This is a genomic window from Umboniibacter marinipuniceus (assembly GCF_003688415.1).
Classification (GTDB): domain Bacteria; phylum Pseudomonadota; class Gammaproteobacteria; order Pseudomonadales; family DSM-25080; genus Umboniibacter; species Umboniibacter marinipuniceus.
Genome location: NZ_REFJ01000001.1, coordinates 710,405 through 724,039, shown reverse-complemented (window position 1 = coordinate 724,039; position 13,635 = coordinate 710,405). Strand labels below are relative to the sequence as shown.

The following is a 13,635-nucleotide window of genomic DNA, read 5'->3' as shown; positions in this document are numbered from 1 at the left end:
CGGGTGAATGACTCATGGGATGGCCTTTAAGGTGGGACCTTCTGTTTAGGTACCGACTGATCGAAATTATTGCGAAATGGGAAGGCCGGTTAACCACCACTCACCTTACTAAAGGTTTTGGAATCAGCCGTCAACAAGCATCCAAAGACATCAACAGCTACTTGGCGGGCATCGCGCCAGGCAACCTCGTCTACGACAAGCACGCTAAAGGATACGTCCCTAGCAGTACCTTTCAACCTGAATTAACAGTCGGCACATCTGATGAATACCTGCATCTGCTGGCGCGTAGCTCCGACATTTCGGCCAGCTTTGAAGAGATCGACATGGGGTTTCGAAGTACGGTTTCGATCAAACCGACCAATCGCAATATCGACCCCGAGATACTCAAGCCGATTGTTCAGGCGATACGTGAAAAGAAGCGCGTGGACATCAATTACACCTCACTCAGTTCAGGTGAGATGAGCGAGCGAATTGTTTCACCTCACTCGCTGGTATGCACCCCCATTCGTTGGCACTTTCGAGGGTATTGCGAAAAGGCACGGGACTACCGAGATTTCGTGCTAAGCCGCGTACATGGTATTCCCGACATTAATGACAAAGCGTCCTTTACCGAAAGCAGCGATCAGGCCTGGCGCCAACGCAATTCTATAGAAATCATTGCTGACAGACGACTTACCACGAAGCAGAAGTCCGTAATTGAAAAAGACTACGGAATGATCAAAGGAAAGCTGATCATCGATACTCGATCCGCTTTGATAAAGTACGTACTGGATGCCTACAACATTAACCCTGAGCTGAAGAACGACAGTCCATTATCGCAGCAGATTGAGGTGGGGAATCTGGAGGAGATTGCTGGGTGGTTACCAGTGCCAACTGGTACGGTCCTTGTGAACTCTGACAGCTAACGCCTTGCTCACCATAAAATTAGGAACGTAACCAGTAATCTTCCCGAGTGAAGTAAGTAACCGAACCTTCCGACTTGAATTTAGCGTTAAAATCATCACTGTACATAACATACACAGCGTAGTGATCACTTTCGTATAGAGCGTCCGCTATCGAGTGTTCTACGATTTCTATTGGCTTCGAATAACTGTGCGAGCGGTTAAACGCCAATCTAGTATCTCGAATTATCGTTCGGCACCAACTGACAGGCGGAATTCGACGACGCCGATAAGAAGACGTTCACCATTTTGCGAACTGCATTGCCTAAAGATTGTCCCTGACTGTCGGAACTGCCAACTTCAGTATTCTCAATCGAGACGGGCATGAAGCTGAAACCATTCAGGCATCCGGATCGGCTATTTGTGTACTAGAGCATCTCTCACTAACCGCTGTAAGACGAATTCAGTTCGAGCCAATTCCAACTAACTCGCTCAAAAAACTGTTCCGTATTCGAGTTACAAGCGAGCTTTAATCAACGTTAACTTAAGTACTTGCCTGGCCTTTGAGGCTGGGCATACCTGTTCGGACTGGCGTGCGTTCTTCTTTGACACATTTTGACAGTGATTGAGAAGGTCGGCACTTAGCTATAAGCCACTAGAACAGTGCATTCTCACCTTAAATAAAAAAGCGTCTCTTTTTGTAAGTAAGCACCGAGAACAACAATGAGGCGCTTCAAAAAAAACCTGTAAACTCCCTCATTCTGCATCAACTACTATTGAGCTACTGAAAGCCTTCAACTTCTCCTCCATGCGACTACTAAGTGATCGTGTTGATGCATAATGGGGTAGAACCCCGACTCTATTTTTGACGTCTTCATGATTCGATATGAATTTAATGTAGTAATTTAGCAGCTCAGGTTTCGTTCCCGACCTTTGCAATTGTTTTTTAACTCTTTCTACATACTTCTTAAATTCAAGGTCATCATCTCGGCCAGGGTTCCCTGCGTAATAAAGCTCCCCAGCGAGCCACACCTGCGACTTGCCAATTTGTGAAAGCAGCGTCCTAATTTCATCTTGAAGTTCTCGTGTCCCCATTCGTCCCCACACCCTCTGTTACCTTCAAATTGCTCCCCTAACGAGGGGATGCATTTCACTAATCAATAAAGGATTTATCCTATGAGTAAAACAATGAATAAAGCCGCTGCTTCACGAATTCAATCATCTGCGGCGAAGGCCAACCACGGGAAAATTGCTAAAAACTCATTCCCGTCTCGAGCTCAAGCCGCCGCGAATAAATCGACCACCGCTACTCAAAAAAGTAAGTAAAGGAGCTCTTAAAATGAACACAGACAATATGAGTCACGACGAGCTAGATCTTTGGTCCGATATCAACAATCCCAATAACGAAGCGAATATGGATGATTGGGCAGACCACCATAACCCAAACAACGACGACTACTTCGGAGATTAATCGACAGCTAGCTCGGCTCAGTCGAGCTAGCGACACTCTCCAATTTTTGACTGCAAGGAATCTAAAAAACCGTCCTCGTCGACTAAAAAACGAGTATAAGAAATCTCATTCATGGCCTCTTCGAGCGCGCAAAGGCAAACCCTCTGTTTTGTTTCATAACCTAAATTGCTAATTCGTGCTTGTGCAGAGTTAATACAGGCGTTGCTAACGGCATACTCGATCTCGAGTGGATAGCGATTATCTGATATGGCGTAATCAATCAATTGACTTCCGCCATAGATAGCCGCCAAACTCAGCCCTACCGTTTTCAGTGGCTTTTTTATCGAAAATTTCTTGATGACCTTAGAACACTCAATACAAGCGATCCTTACACTAACAGCCCCGGACGAATTACATGTACATTTTGTAGTCACAAACCCTCGATATTTATTCAACATTTGGAGGGGGAAATATTATCGTAGCATCAATTATTTATCATTAAATAATTGATCCATAACCAATATTGACGTTAATTAGAGGCTACCAACCAACCAACCTACCTGGGGGAACTTAGGTATTTGGAAACGGGCGTTTAAATGGTGTTTTCGGAATTCCAACTGTAACTTATGGAATAGTACCCGTTGATTCTTTGCTTGATCTTACAGGCTAGGGAACATTCGCTACCCACATTTAGTTGTCGAAGACTAAAGATAAACCTTTCGCGCGAAGCCACTCGTCCACTATCGAGTGTTCTTCAGTGGTCGGAGATCTATTGCATACACCTCGAATCTGGTCCAACTGCCAGCCCAACGCAGACCTCCTTAACCCGATTGTAACGTTATAGGGTTCTCGCAGGTGGTATACCGCATATTCCCCTCGTTGGACCTTCGTCACGTATGACGATATACAGTGACGCAGATTCCTCCCTTCCTGCATCACTTCGTCAGGTGTCGCCAGCCAACAGATGTCACTCGTCGGCTCGACTGGAGGGGGTGGAAAAGCAATAGCTATCCCACGGTCGTCACGGAGCAACATCTCTTCGAACAAGCGCCCACGGTTCCACTCCCTTGCCCAACGGTCGTGGCAGGCAACAACCTCTGGCCATGTCTCGCATCTCGCCAAAGCTTGTATCGCTCGCCCATCGCTCATGGCAATCGCATCATCAAGTAAACGTAGTTCTTGTCGTTGAAGACGAATCAATATGCCAAAAACTCGTTGATTCACCGCCCAAGAGTAGCGATCAGCAATTAAGAGACTAGGAAAGCAAAGAGCCTGTTGATGGCTCAGCTTCAACACCAACGTCGCATCTTGAAGGATCGTGAGCAGTGCGTTACGACGAAATGGATCGATCGAAGCCACATCTAGCCGCTTGAGTAATTTAACTGCAGCCTTGGGTGCCCTCGGCGCAATTTGGCGCAGTATATTCAGTTGTTTCGCGTGAAGCTGATCCAAGAGGGTATCTATTTCTCCTGGACGGCTTTGTAAATACGAGTAATTTACCCACGCCCAAAGGTAACAAAGAGCGGGATTACTTAGTAATAAGTCTGCAGCATCCCTACTATTGGCAACACAGTGAAGAACGAATAGCTGTATCGAGGGTAGTTCCAAGCAGCTATTGAGTATTGGTTTCGGAATTGATTCAATCCAATACTCGGCGTAAACGTTTTTTTGCAAGATTTCTAATGAGATAGGGATATCAAAGAGATATACCTGTTCTTTAGGTTGGTCTCCATCAGCCCCGTTGTAGACCTCCAATCTATCTGACCAGGTCTTGACGATATTTACGCAGGGATATCCGAGTGCGTCGGATGCGTCGAGTCTAAGATCTCCGTTCGACAGACAGCCCAACAATAGCTCAGGTTGCATCGGCATATAATAATCCCATTATCTTTTTGCAGGCATTTGAGTGGCTCCTCTGTGAGAAGCCACGCACCATCAATTCGGTAACTTGGGGCTATGAGATGTACTTAGCGCCACCAAGAAAACCACCGGCTGCTGCAATTTGTCTCTTTAACTGATTACTATCGGGAATTTGTAGCCCCAACCATCCACATAGGCTTTGAAACTCATCCAAAAACAAAGATTCGTGTTCGTACTCCATTACCAGAACACGACTCCCCTCCGGTGGAATCGATATGTACTCAAACGACCACTCATCTTGGCTCGACTGAAAATCAAAATCATTTTTGATGTAGTGATTGCCGGGGCTTTCGTCGGGCGCAATTACCACCCTCGTCGCGAGCTTGAACGAACTGGTTCGAAAAATATTTACTTCAATAAATGCCCGCTTACCGAGCTCATATGAAGCAGGAAGCAATTTTCTTACTGCCGAGCAGCCGTAGCTTTTAAGCCTGAAGATACTCTCGCCCTCAATCACTAGCTCATAATTCGAAACTGGCTTAGATGTCGTGACTGCATCTTTAAGCTCGGCAAGCCCCTCGTAGATTTCCCCGGTCATATACCAACCGCATTCTCTTGAAGGCGCACCACATTCTTCAATCATCGCTTTCGTCACCATTGACGGAGGGTTTAATTTACCCTTAGCATATTCTGAGAGCCGTGACTCGGGAATATCTAAAAATTTAGCCAAGTCCTTTTGAGTGTTTCCTCGAGCTTTATATACATTGATCGCGTGCTTTACTATGGCTCTGTCTGACTTCTTGTTCATAACTTTCACTCTCATCTAAAATATTGAAGGTCAACATTACCGCCTCCCAAACGTTATATCATTACATTTTTTATGTAATTTTGCGTAATTTATTACACAACGTTAATTTATATCAATAAAATTTTGTTCCACTAGCTCAATAGATTTCCTGTCTGTAATTCAATTCACAATAGGCCTGACAGCACTCGTTTTTGACAGGTTTTGACAGTAATCAGCACTTGATTTGAGGCCCTCAATACCAGCTATTTCAAGGCCCCTCTTATCCTTATAAAAAAGCGTCTCTTTTCTCAAACCTACCGTTTTAGAGAGTTGTATAAAAACCTGATCAGTCCTGCCAGCTCCTCGACTTGCATATTTCAGATCTCTGAGATGATTAATTTGACTGCACGCAATTTCGCGTTCGGCATTCATTTTTTTAGAGGATTTTTCTATGACTTGTTTAACTAAAACTCTGCCACAAACTAAGCAACTGATCGCAACGGAAATAAAAGCGGCATTCGGTAATGGAGTGAATATCGAAGCTGCGAACGATGCTACTAACCTACTTTATGCTCTGGGCGTGACACTCCCTCGTAATGGTGAACGTGTATCGCTCCATGCTACCGCTCAACACCTAGGCATAACAATTCAACGACACTGGAACGGAGCTAGTCGCGAAGCCATCACTAAAGTTAAAGAGGCGCTTCCCTTGTGCGACGAATCCTGCACATGTGCAGTTGAGGCTTACCGAATAGAACTCGAATGCGAGCTTCGCAAAACAGCAAAGAAAAATAAGAGAGTTAAAGAATTAATGGTTACCCGTGATGCATCGAAGCGCCAGTACTTTGTGCATGTACTCGTCGACATTGCGGATTCCGAGCCCGAATGGACTAAATGGGCTCAATCGGGCAAGAAAGATTCCATAAGACGCATCAAAAAACTCGGCAATCAGAAGTCGCCTCGTGGCCAACATTTGACGACTGCCTACTTCGCGGAGATTGAACGTGAAGCCAACGAACGGCTTTCAAAGGTCGATCCGTGGGGCGTATTTAGTATTCAATCGATTCGCCCCCATGATTCATCCAAGGGGCGCTCCCAGTTCATGGCAAACTACAAACAAATGGAATATTTTCCGCTTCAATTAATGTTTTTGAATACACCCGAAGCGATCACTTCAATGAATACATTACGAAGCACGAAGCTCAGCGAGAACTCGATACTTAAGATGATTCAGTGCCGAACGCTGCAACTGCGGCTACGGTTATCACTTCGAGCCAAAGAGCTTACTCCCGGCAATTTCGTGTATTCCGTTCGAGGAAAGGAAAAGAAATGCCTAACGTTGACGGACGTGTCTCAAAACTTAGAGCTTAAGGTGTACCCTAGCAACGACGAAGTTGGCGTTCCGTCACTGCGTAACATCGATCAGTTCGCTCATGTAACGTCTAGCGAATACGTCGTGTATGCATATGCCTTTCGGTATGTATTGAGTGAAAACTTTAACGTACCGCTGATTAAGTTTGGATATACGAAGATCGACTGGCGAGAAGACGACAGCCGAGATTATCTGAAGCGAATCATCCAGCAACGCGGGAGCTATCTCGATCAGCTTTCGGGTGACACTAAGGACGTCGTATTAATCGGCTACCAGGTATGTGATAACGCCCTGGCAGCGAAGAATCTCGAGCAACGAATCAAACGCGAAACTGAGCCTTTCGATTTTCAGCGTTTTGCCCCTGAGGAATTTGTTGGCCGAGTTCGAAAAGGGTCGGAGCTCCGATCTACCAAAGCACGCGGGACGGTGCTAAAGCTGCTATCGGATGATAAAACATCTCACGCGGCGTGAAATTTTTATCTATCAGTATCGGCCTCTCGAGGAGAGGCCTTTCTTAAAAATCTTACTTAAATTATACGAAATAATTAGAGTCAGTGATAAAACCTGAACTTTAAATTCTCCTCGAGAACGACTCTGCCCTTGGGTACCTATTAAGCGTTTAGTTTACTTTGCGTAGCGCTCGAAACCGTTCCTCAATATCACGTTGCTCCTCTTCCCAGGTTTCCCACGGGTCGAAAAACGGGTGCTCGCAGATTAGCTGCTCGCGAATTTTGCGCTTGATCTCGTAGTCGGGATCGATATGCCGGCGCTGACCCTGACCCATCTGAATCTCCGCTACCAGTATTTTCTTAATAGGTTTTATCAGCCACCTTGATAACTCCGAGGATATTGGTGGTATACCGACCGCTGTTTCACGATCATGCTTCCAATTATCAAACTGAATCGTACCCCTCAAATCATGAAGAGTTACTAGCATAAAGAGCGCGGTAAATATGCTTAAAAACCTTACAATCGTCACCCGTTTACAAATAAACATCTTTAGCGCAACGGCCAAACAAATCAGCGTAAAAATCGTCTCAAGCACTACTAAGGGACTGGTGTAGTGACTGCGCCCTAACCACCAAGCGCCGAAATCGCATCGCCCCCACGACACGGCCACGCCGACAAAATAGAGCCACGTTAATAACATCAACGCCATTGCGACACAAAACATCATCCAATCGTTGAGATCGAGCTGACTTTTAATCGCTTTAGATTGCGTGCGTTTAGAGATTCGATACATCCTGAAACGGGCTGTGCACGTTACGACGCAGCTCGATATCCTAATTGTTATTGATTATTCCCTTAGCGTATCGAACGAAGTATCTAAAGGCTAGAGGAAGCCGATGACATCTATGTATTTTGGGACGGTATTCAATCCTCGTATTACGCTAGCATTGAGTAAAAGTATACCAACGACTTTCCCTAGGTCCTTTGGCGTCACGACGTGGTTTTGGGCTTGCGAGCCAAGCAAATGTCATGCGTGCTTTCCAACGCACACACAAATCGCCGGCCCACCCAAGCGAGTATCCACCGCCACACACTCCGTCCCGTCGATGAAGCAATAATCTGCCGAGTAGACTTCGTTGGTATCACTATACCGTCCCTCAAGCCCGCCACTTATGTGCGTGTTGTAATAATCGACCGACCTGCCATTTTCATCCGTCGCGCGTTCAGCGCAGCTCTCACAAGCCGTAAAAGGAAACGCCGACCAGAACTCCACACTGGCACCGCAAAACGGGCAACAGGCGAAACGCCGCTTGGTATCGTGGGCACGTTTAGCGTGACTCGACGATCGCTCGACACCCTCCACGGATATCGCTCGCACTTCCCTCACCAACTCATCCCACGAGCCATAGCTCGAGCTGCCATAGCGCAGCCAAATACCTCTGAACTCGCATTGCCCATGCACAGTACCATCATCGATGAGAACATCGCCTTCAATCATTGATTTGTTGTAAGCAATAATCATTTTATGCGCCATGTTCAAACCAAAGTGCTTCTCGATCCAAATGCGCTTTTCCATATAGCTCAACGGATTGTATACCGACGGCGCTGTCAGAAACCAAACGTCGTGCCCCTCCTCGATGAGCTCTTCCACACAGCGCACCGCCCCAGCGATCGGGTCTAGATTTCTAAAGAAGTCGACTTGGCTTTGAGGATACTGAATGCCTGGCACGGCTCTCCTCGCACGACTAAACGCCTCGGAGTAATTGGCGATGGTGTCGTCCATATCAACTAATATCTTTAGCTTCATCAGTTTATGACTTGATACTTCCGCTTCTCTGCTCATCGATGACTTTCTCCTAATCCCTGGCTCGCTAATCGCGCCGCTGTCCTATGTATGTATTCTGATTTAGCAATCGTCCCACGCCAATGCGATGGAATGTTACTCAAGCCGTAAAAAGCGCCCGCCAGTTGCCCTACGATCGCCGCCGTTGTATCAGCGTCGTCACCTAGGTTTGCCGCCAATAACACCGCGTCCTCGAAGCTGTCGGTTACAAAGAAACAAAACCGCGCCGCATTGTAACTTTCAACAACGTATCCGGTTCCTCGAAGACCAAGCTTTGCCCATTGTAATCTTGGAGCAGCCTTAATTTCTTCCCAATACTCGTGTTCGTCGGCAGTAGCTAGAAGCTCCATGATCGCGTCCTTCGAAATCGCGTTAAATAGACCAAGCAGTAACTCGGCCATATCCGCACTCGCGTCTAAACAGGCGCTCGCGCCATGAGTCGTTCGAGTACTGTCTATCGCATATTGAACAGCCAGTTCAGGATTGTTAGCAAAAAACATCACTACGGGTGCAAGACGCATTAGTCCGCCGTTACCCGCCGAGTACGGATCTGAACTTCCACAAAAAGGGAGGCTAGGGTTTCGGCGAAAACGCCGAAGCGCGCTACTGACTGTAATACCGATATCGAAACATCTTCCGTTACTGCTCAAATAGCCTTCGTCCTGCCATCGGCAGTATCGATTCATTTGGTCGCTCGCGCTAAAACCTTCACAGGTTAACAAGCTCTCGGCAAGGCACAATGCCATCGAGGTGTCATCAGTCCATTCACCTTTACTCAAATGAAATGGGCCACCACCCATCATGTCCGTTATCGGATCAAAGCTTCCGGGCGGTTTAAATTCGAGCGTGGTGCCTATCGCGTCGCCGACCGCCAAACCGACAAGGGCTCCAACCAATCGATCGTGCTTGTGATTGTTCTTCATCATGCCACCATCAACCCTTCTTCACTCGCCACCCGTACCTCAACCCGCGTACCGGAGTTAAACGCGATAGCATCTTGCTCCATGCCATCTGAGAAGATCACACCGGACTCGGGCATTAGTGAGGCCACACTGAAAGCGGCTTGTTCGTGAATCTCACCGTATACCATCTCAGTCGAACTCGACACACTCGGGAACGGCTCTCGAACACAGAATGAAAGCCGATTCGCATCCCAAGGACGCGCCAACTTATCGGGACTAATAGCTTTCCCGGTGATTGCCATCGCGCCGGTCATGATCGAAGTGTACCAACCGGTCGATCCAAATCCGGTTGAGATGATAATGCCCGAGGAGCTTTGTATTTCAGACTGGTTTGCCCAGCTCAATTCATAACGAGCCGATCCGTGTGACTTTGGGCCGATGAATAAATCATTAACGGCGAGCATTCGTTGGCCGTCATTAGTTAACGCCTCGGCTAACCTAACTCTGTCGAACATTACCTTTGCGTTAAGCGTATCGCTCAAGATATTGGATAGCTCAGCTAGCTTAAACCGAAGCAATACGCCATCCCATCGACTAGGGTCTGGATTAACCCCCAACACTGGCAAACCGTGGGCATACTTTAGGGTGTTTGCCACTAAGCCATCCTGGCCGACCACCACGATCACATCTCCTCGGCGGAATTTAAATTCAGCGAGCAGACTTCGTTCTAGCTTTTGAATCGGTGCGAACTGCCCCGAAATTGCCATCGCTTCTTGCAACTTCGCGTTATATAAATCGTGCTCAGCTAAGTAGTCAGCTGGATCGGCATCACTGTGCTCGAGATAAAACCGCGCTTGGCTCCACGTATTAAAACGCGACACTAACTCCTCGAGTCGCGTTTTACGGTGCACCAAGATCACTCGCTGCTTCATGCTTCAGTTCCTTGAGCTTGCTGAAGGCTGCTGAGTAGCTCAGGAGAGAAGTTGATGTTGCCAACCTTGTCGGCGTTCATGGCGAGCTGTTCTATCGCAGAGGCAATTAACTCACCAGGCCCCATCTTCGCAAGTGCAAGCATTCTTAGTTGCTCAGCTGGAAGTGACGCGGCTGCCTCTAATTGTGCCTTAATACTGTAGGCTTTTACGTCAGCCCGGATATGATCGTTGGCGGCTTCAAGTTCAACTTGCTCGTTGCGGACACGCTCTAGATCGATTTTGGCCGCAAGCTCCAATTGGTCGTTCTCGGCTCTAGCCTGACTGAGTTGCTGCTCGTTATCGAGTTGGTTACGAGCGATCTCTTGTTCTTTTAATTGAACTGCGAGTTCGTTCGCGAGCTCGGCGTCTTTGATAGTACCTTCTTGCTCTACGGCCGCTTTGCGACGACGATAAATTGCATCATCCGCCTTTTGAAGCAACAGCTCGCGCGCTTCGGCTTCAAGGGCTCGCTGAGTTTCTTGATTTGGCTTGATGTCATCTATGATTAAATCAGTGACCGCTATACCGATGTTCTGTAATCCTTCGTGCGATATTAAGGCGGCCAGAGCCTCATCGCGCAGCGCTGCGCCAATGTTTAACGCATCTTTTAGCTCAAGTCCCATCACTCGCTTTTGAGCAATTTGCTGAAACGGCTTTACTACCTTGTCATTGAGCTTCAAAGGGTCTTCCGACACATACGCCTCACCGTTCGGCTTTAGCGTGAAGTTCATTACCTCTGCTAAACGTTCGGCATCGACGACTTTAAAAATGAGCTGTCCTTGCACAACTACCTTTTGAAAGTCGTGGCTTTGTAGGCTAAAGATGTAATGCGCTTCTTGCACGTTGACCGGAATAGCCACCACCGAGGTAACTGCTGCGTTATAAAAGAAACTAAGTCCTCGGCCACTCGCTGCGTTCTTACCGTTTTTAACTTTTAGTACATGAGTTGCTGGATCTGCTTTGTAGTAATTTAATAAAATCATACCGCCTCCTTTATTGGCGTTAAGCCCTTTTATCGAAATTAAAGGCTATACGCCAATATATGTCAAGCAGTAAATGGCGATAAGCCATAAATAGTGTTAGTCTGTTCATATCTTCAATAAAGAAAGTCCATCATGAACGAACGTGAGTTTCTAAAACAGTACGATAAAACTGCTTTTGATCAGCCGATCTTCAGCGTCGATAATGTGGTATTCACGGTAGCTAACGGCGGATTAGAGGTACTGTTAGTTCAGCGAGCTGAGCATCCCTTTAAAGGTCACTGGGGATTACCGGGTGGTTTTGTTGACCTACAGAAAGATCTTACACTCGACGATACGGCTCTTCGCAAGATAAGAGAAAAAGCGGGTGTAGAACCCGACTATATCGAGCAACTCGAAACCCTTGGCTCGAGCCAACGCGACCCTCGCGACTGGTCGATTACCACAGTGTTTACCGCGCTCATTTCGAAGCAACGTTGCGTTCCTACCGATGAAAACGTGTCGTCGGCCAACTGGTTTCCAGTAACAACGCTTAGCGAACTCCAGCTCGCATTTGATCACCTAGAAATCATCGAACGTGCTCTTAAGCGATTAAAGAACCGAGCCACTTATTCTCTAGTGCCATGTGCGCTTCTTGGGGAGACTTTTACGCTTGCTGAGCTTCAGCACGTACACGAGCTGATTTTAGGCAAGAAGCTCGAGGCCAAAGCCTTTCGACGGCGCGTTGAGAATTCAGAACAATTTGAAGAAACGGGCGGCATGACTTCCGGTCGAGGACGACCGGCGGCTTATTATCGATTAAGGCCTGGGGCTATGGGGTTTGAGTTTGTGAGGAGTGTGTAAACGTGACTAGTGAGAAATTTATAAGAGTGTTGATTCTCTATATTTTGAGTTGCGCGTCATTGGCATTTAGCGAATCAGACTTGTACATCAATAAAGTAAGCATTGATCTATGGAGTGATAATAAAAATGAGTATAGAAAGAGCCAAGGCATTCGCCACTAAACATCACAAAGGGCAAGTCGATAAGGCGGGCGCCGATTATATGTCGCATGTAGTACAAGTCTATGAGAATGTCTGCCATGCGGGCGGATCTGAAGATGCAAAGATTGCCGCTCTACTTCACGATGTCGTCGAAGACACCGCTGTTGAAATTGACGAGATCGCGCGTGAATTTGGAAGCCGAGTTGCTGAGATTGTAAAGTTAGTTACCAAGCCCAAGCCATTTCATGAGCAGAGTTACTTTGATGCAATTAAGGTCGACGAGGACGCACGCATAGTGAAACTAGCTGACCTAAGCCACAACAGCGATTTATCACGAATCACTTCGCCTACTGAAAAGGACATCGCTCGAACAAAGAAGTATCACCGCAAGATTGCGTTCTTAAAGGACGAGATTGAGGTGATTAACTAGGTCAACGCTAACACCTGAGCACCATAATAATAAGAAATATGAGGATTTTAGAAACATGTGGGACATTATTTCCTCCGTCGCTACTGCGATTGGATCAATACTTACTGCTATCGGGGTATTCCTAGCAGGTCGTCAATTGCGAATCGCACAAACACAATCGATAACAGAATTCGAAGATAGCTTTGATCAGCAGTATCGCGCGCTTACCATGGAGATCCCTGTGGACGTTCTATTAGGTAAGCCGGTTAAACCAGAAGAAAGAGAAGACGTGCGCGAACTCATCTTTAACTACCTAGACTTAGCCAACGAACAGGTTTTTCTTCGTTCAGAAAACCGCATACTCGATGCCACCTGGCGGAGCTGGAAAGAAGGCATCAAGTCGAACCTTTCAAAGCAAGGTTTTGAGGAAGTCTTCGATGAAGTTCGAGGCGTAGCAGGCTTCACTTATCTTGAAAGACTCGTTGAAACCGAGTTTCAGACTGACCCAAGGCAGTTTAGATAACTCGGGTTAATTGGCTGAAACTTTAAGTCTGCCAAAAAGCTATTTTTTCACTGAAAATACACCGCTACCATTCAAGGGGTGCGAATTGACCTACAACAATCAATGCCTAGCCCCTTTGTATGACGCGCCGATCACTTGAAGATTTTGATCTAGCTGAATAACTTCTCCATAAATACGGTAATAGTCGAAAGTACCACCCTCCGCCCACATCTCTTGATACTCCT

At 46.8% G+C, this 13,635-nt stretch carries 13 protein-coding genes; 6 read left to right on the top strand and 7 right to left on the bottom strand.

The window, feature by feature from the left end:
• Positions 1–14: 14 nt before the first annotated feature.
• Both DFR27_RS03285 and DFR27_RS12720 read left to right on the top strand, forming a co-directional pair.
• On the top strand, positions 15–905 hold the full coding sequence (locus DFR27_RS03285; protein WP_121876017.1) for a helix-turn-helix transcriptional regulator: 891 nt from the start codon (positions 15–17) through the stop codon (positions 903–905).
• Between the two features lie 1,315 nt (positions 906–2,220).
• On the top strand, positions 2,221–2,352 hold the full coding sequence (locus DFR27_RS12720; protein ID WP_281269004.1) for a hypothetical protein: 132 nt from the start codon (positions 2,221–2,223) through the stop codon (positions 2,350–2,352).
• Between the two features lie 669 nt (positions 2,353–3,021).
• Here the strand turns inward: DFR27_RS12720 and DFR27_RS03270 are convergent.
• Together DFR27_RS03270 and DFR27_RS03265 are read right to left on the bottom strand one after the other, a co-directional pair.
• Complete coding sequence (locus tag DFR27_RS03270; protein WP_121876014.1) at positions 3,022–4,203, bottom strand: PcfJ domain-containing protein; 1,182 nt, start codon at positions 4,201–4,203, stop codon at positions 3,022–3,024.
• Positions 4,204–4,285: 82 nt separating this feature from the next.
• Positions 4,286–4,999, bottom strand: a complete 714-nt coding sequence (locus tag DFR27_RS03265; protein WP_147434508.1) for a helix-turn-helix domain-containing protein — start codon at positions 4,997–4,999, stop codon at positions 4,286–4,288.
• 430 nt (positions 5,000–5,429) lie between these two features.
• On the opposite strand from DFR27_RS03265, the gene DFR27_RS03255 reads away from it, so the two are divergent.
• Positions 5,430–6,821 (top strand): hypothetical protein, encoded by a 1,392-nt coding sequence (locus tag DFR27_RS03255; protein WP_121876011.1) that lies wholly within the window; start codon positions 5,430–5,432, stop codon positions 6,819–6,821.
• A 148-nt stretch (positions 6,822–6,969) separates the two neighbouring features.
• Here the strand turns inward: DFR27_RS03255 and DFR27_RS03250 are convergent, their stop codons facing one another.
• From DFR27_RS03250 to DFR27_RS03230, 5 genes are all read right to left on the bottom strand, one after another.
• On the bottom strand, positions 6,970–7,593 hold the full coding sequence (locus DFR27_RS03250; protein WP_121876010.1) for a hypothetical protein: 624 nt from the start codon (positions 7,591–7,593) through the stop codon (positions 6,970–6,972).
• Between the two features lie 234 nt (positions 7,594–7,827).
• Positions 7,828–8,643 (bottom strand): 5' nucleotidase, NT5C type, encoded by an 816-nt coding sequence (locus tag DFR27_RS03245; protein WP_121876009.1) that lies wholly within the window; start codon positions 8,641–8,643, stop codon positions 7,828–7,830.
• Positions 8,640–9,569 (bottom strand): ADP-ribosylglycohydrolase family protein, encoded by a 930-nt coding sequence (locus tag DFR27_RS03240; RefSeq protein WP_211327545.1) that lies wholly within the window; start codon positions 9,567–9,569, stop codon positions 8,640–8,642. Before DFR27_RS03240 ends, DFR27_RS03245 begins: the two co-directional genes overlap by 4 nt.
• The gene (locus DFR27_RS03235) at positions 9,566–10,477 is read right to left on the bottom strand and encodes a diacylglycerol kinase catalytic domain-containing protein (RefSeq protein WP_121876007.1); all 912 of its coding nucleotides are present in this window, start codon (positions 10,475–10,477) and stop codon (positions 9,566–9,568) included. The genes DFR27_RS03240 and DFR27_RS03235 overlap by 4 nt, the downstream gene beginning before the upstream one ends.
• Entirely contained in the window at positions 10,474–11,499 is a 1,026-nt protein-coding gene (locus DFR27_RS03230) for an SPFH domain-containing protein (RefSeq protein ID WP_121876006.1), read from the bottom strand. The genes DFR27_RS03235 and DFR27_RS03230 overlap by 4 nt, the downstream gene beginning before the upstream one ends.
• A 132-nt stretch (positions 11,500–11,631) precedes the next feature.
• Between DFR27_RS03230 and DFR27_RS03225 the strand changes: the two genes are divergently transcribed.
• The 3 genes from DFR27_RS03225 to DFR27_RS03215 all read left to right on the top strand — a co-directional run bounded on the left by DFR27_RS03225 (position 11,632) and on the right by DFR27_RS03215 (position 13,411).
• Entirely contained in the window at positions 11,632–12,339 is a 708-nt protein-coding gene (locus DFR27_RS03225) for an NUDIX hydrolase (RefSeq protein ID WP_121876005.1), read from the top strand.
• Positions 12,340–12,465: 126 nt separating this feature from the next.
• Complete coding sequence (locus DFR27_RS03220; protein ID WP_121876004.1) at positions 12,466–12,909, top strand: HD domain-containing protein; 444 nt, start codon at positions 12,466–12,468, stop codon at positions 12,907–12,909.
• 55 nt (positions 12,910–12,964) lie between these two features.
• Positions 12,965–13,411, top strand: a complete 447-nt coding sequence (locus DFR27_RS03215) for a hypothetical protein (protein ID WP_121876003.1) — start codon at positions 12,965–12,967, stop codon at positions 13,409–13,411.
• Positions 13,412–13,635: the final 224 nt, after the last annotated feature.

What these genes read in the sequence shown, in the direction of transcription:
- DFR27_RS03235 (WP_121876007.1), bottom strand. Translation starts at nt 10,477, where the DNA reads ATGAAGCAGCGAGTGATCTTGGTGCACCGTAAAACGCGACTCGAGGAG.
- DFR27_RS03240 (WP_211327545.1), bottom strand. Translation starts at nt 9,569, where the DNA reads ATGATGAAGAACAATCACAAGCACGATCGATTGGTTGGAGCCCTTGTC.
- DFR27_RS03245 (WP_121876009.1), bottom strand. Translation starts at nt 8,643, where the DNA reads ATGAGCAGAGAAGCGGAAGTATCAAGTCATAAACTGATGAAGCTAAAG.
- DFR27_RS03215 (WP_121876003.1), top strand. Translation starts at nt 12,965, where the DNA reads ATGTGGGACATTATTTCCTCCGTCGCTACTGCGATTGGATCAATACTT.
- DFR27_RS03265 (WP_147434508.1), bottom strand. Translation starts at nt 4,999, where the DNA reads ATGAACAAGAAGTCAGACAGAGCCATAGTAAAGCACGCGATCAATGTA.
- DFR27_RS03225 (WP_121876005.1), top strand. Translation starts at nt 11,632, where the DNA reads ATGAACGAACGTGAGTTTCTAAAACAGTACGATAAAACTGCTTTTGAT.
- DFR27_RS03255 (WP_121876011.1), top strand. Translation starts at nt 5,430, where the DNA reads ATGACTTGTTTAACTAAAACTCTGCCACAAACTAAGCAACTGATCGCA.
- DFR27_RS03270 (WP_121876014.1), bottom strand. Translation starts at nt 4,203, where the DNA reads ATGCCGATGCAACCTGAGCTATTGTTGGGCTGTCTGTCGAACGGAGAT.
- DFR27_RS03285 (WP_121876017.1), top strand. Translation starts at nt 15, where the DNA reads ATGGGATGGCCTTTAAGGTGGGACCTTCTGTTTAGGTACCGACTGATC.
- DFR27_RS03230 (WP_121876006.1), bottom strand. Translation starts at nt 11,499, where the DNA reads ATGATTTTATTAAATTACTACAAAGCAGATCCAGCAACTCATGTACTA.
- DFR27_RS03250 (WP_121876010.1), bottom strand. Translation starts at nt 7,593, where the DNA reads ATGTATCGAATCTCTAAACGCACGCAATCTAAAGCGATTAAAAGTCAG.
- DFR27_RS12720 (WP_281269004.1), top strand. Translation starts at nt 2,221, where the DNA reads ATGAACACAGACAATATGAGTCACGACGAGCTAGATCTTTGGTCCGAT.
- DFR27_RS03220 (WP_121876004.1), top strand. Translation starts at nt 12,466, where the DNA reads ATGAGTATAGAAAGAGCCAAGGCATTCGCCACTAAACATCACAAAGGG.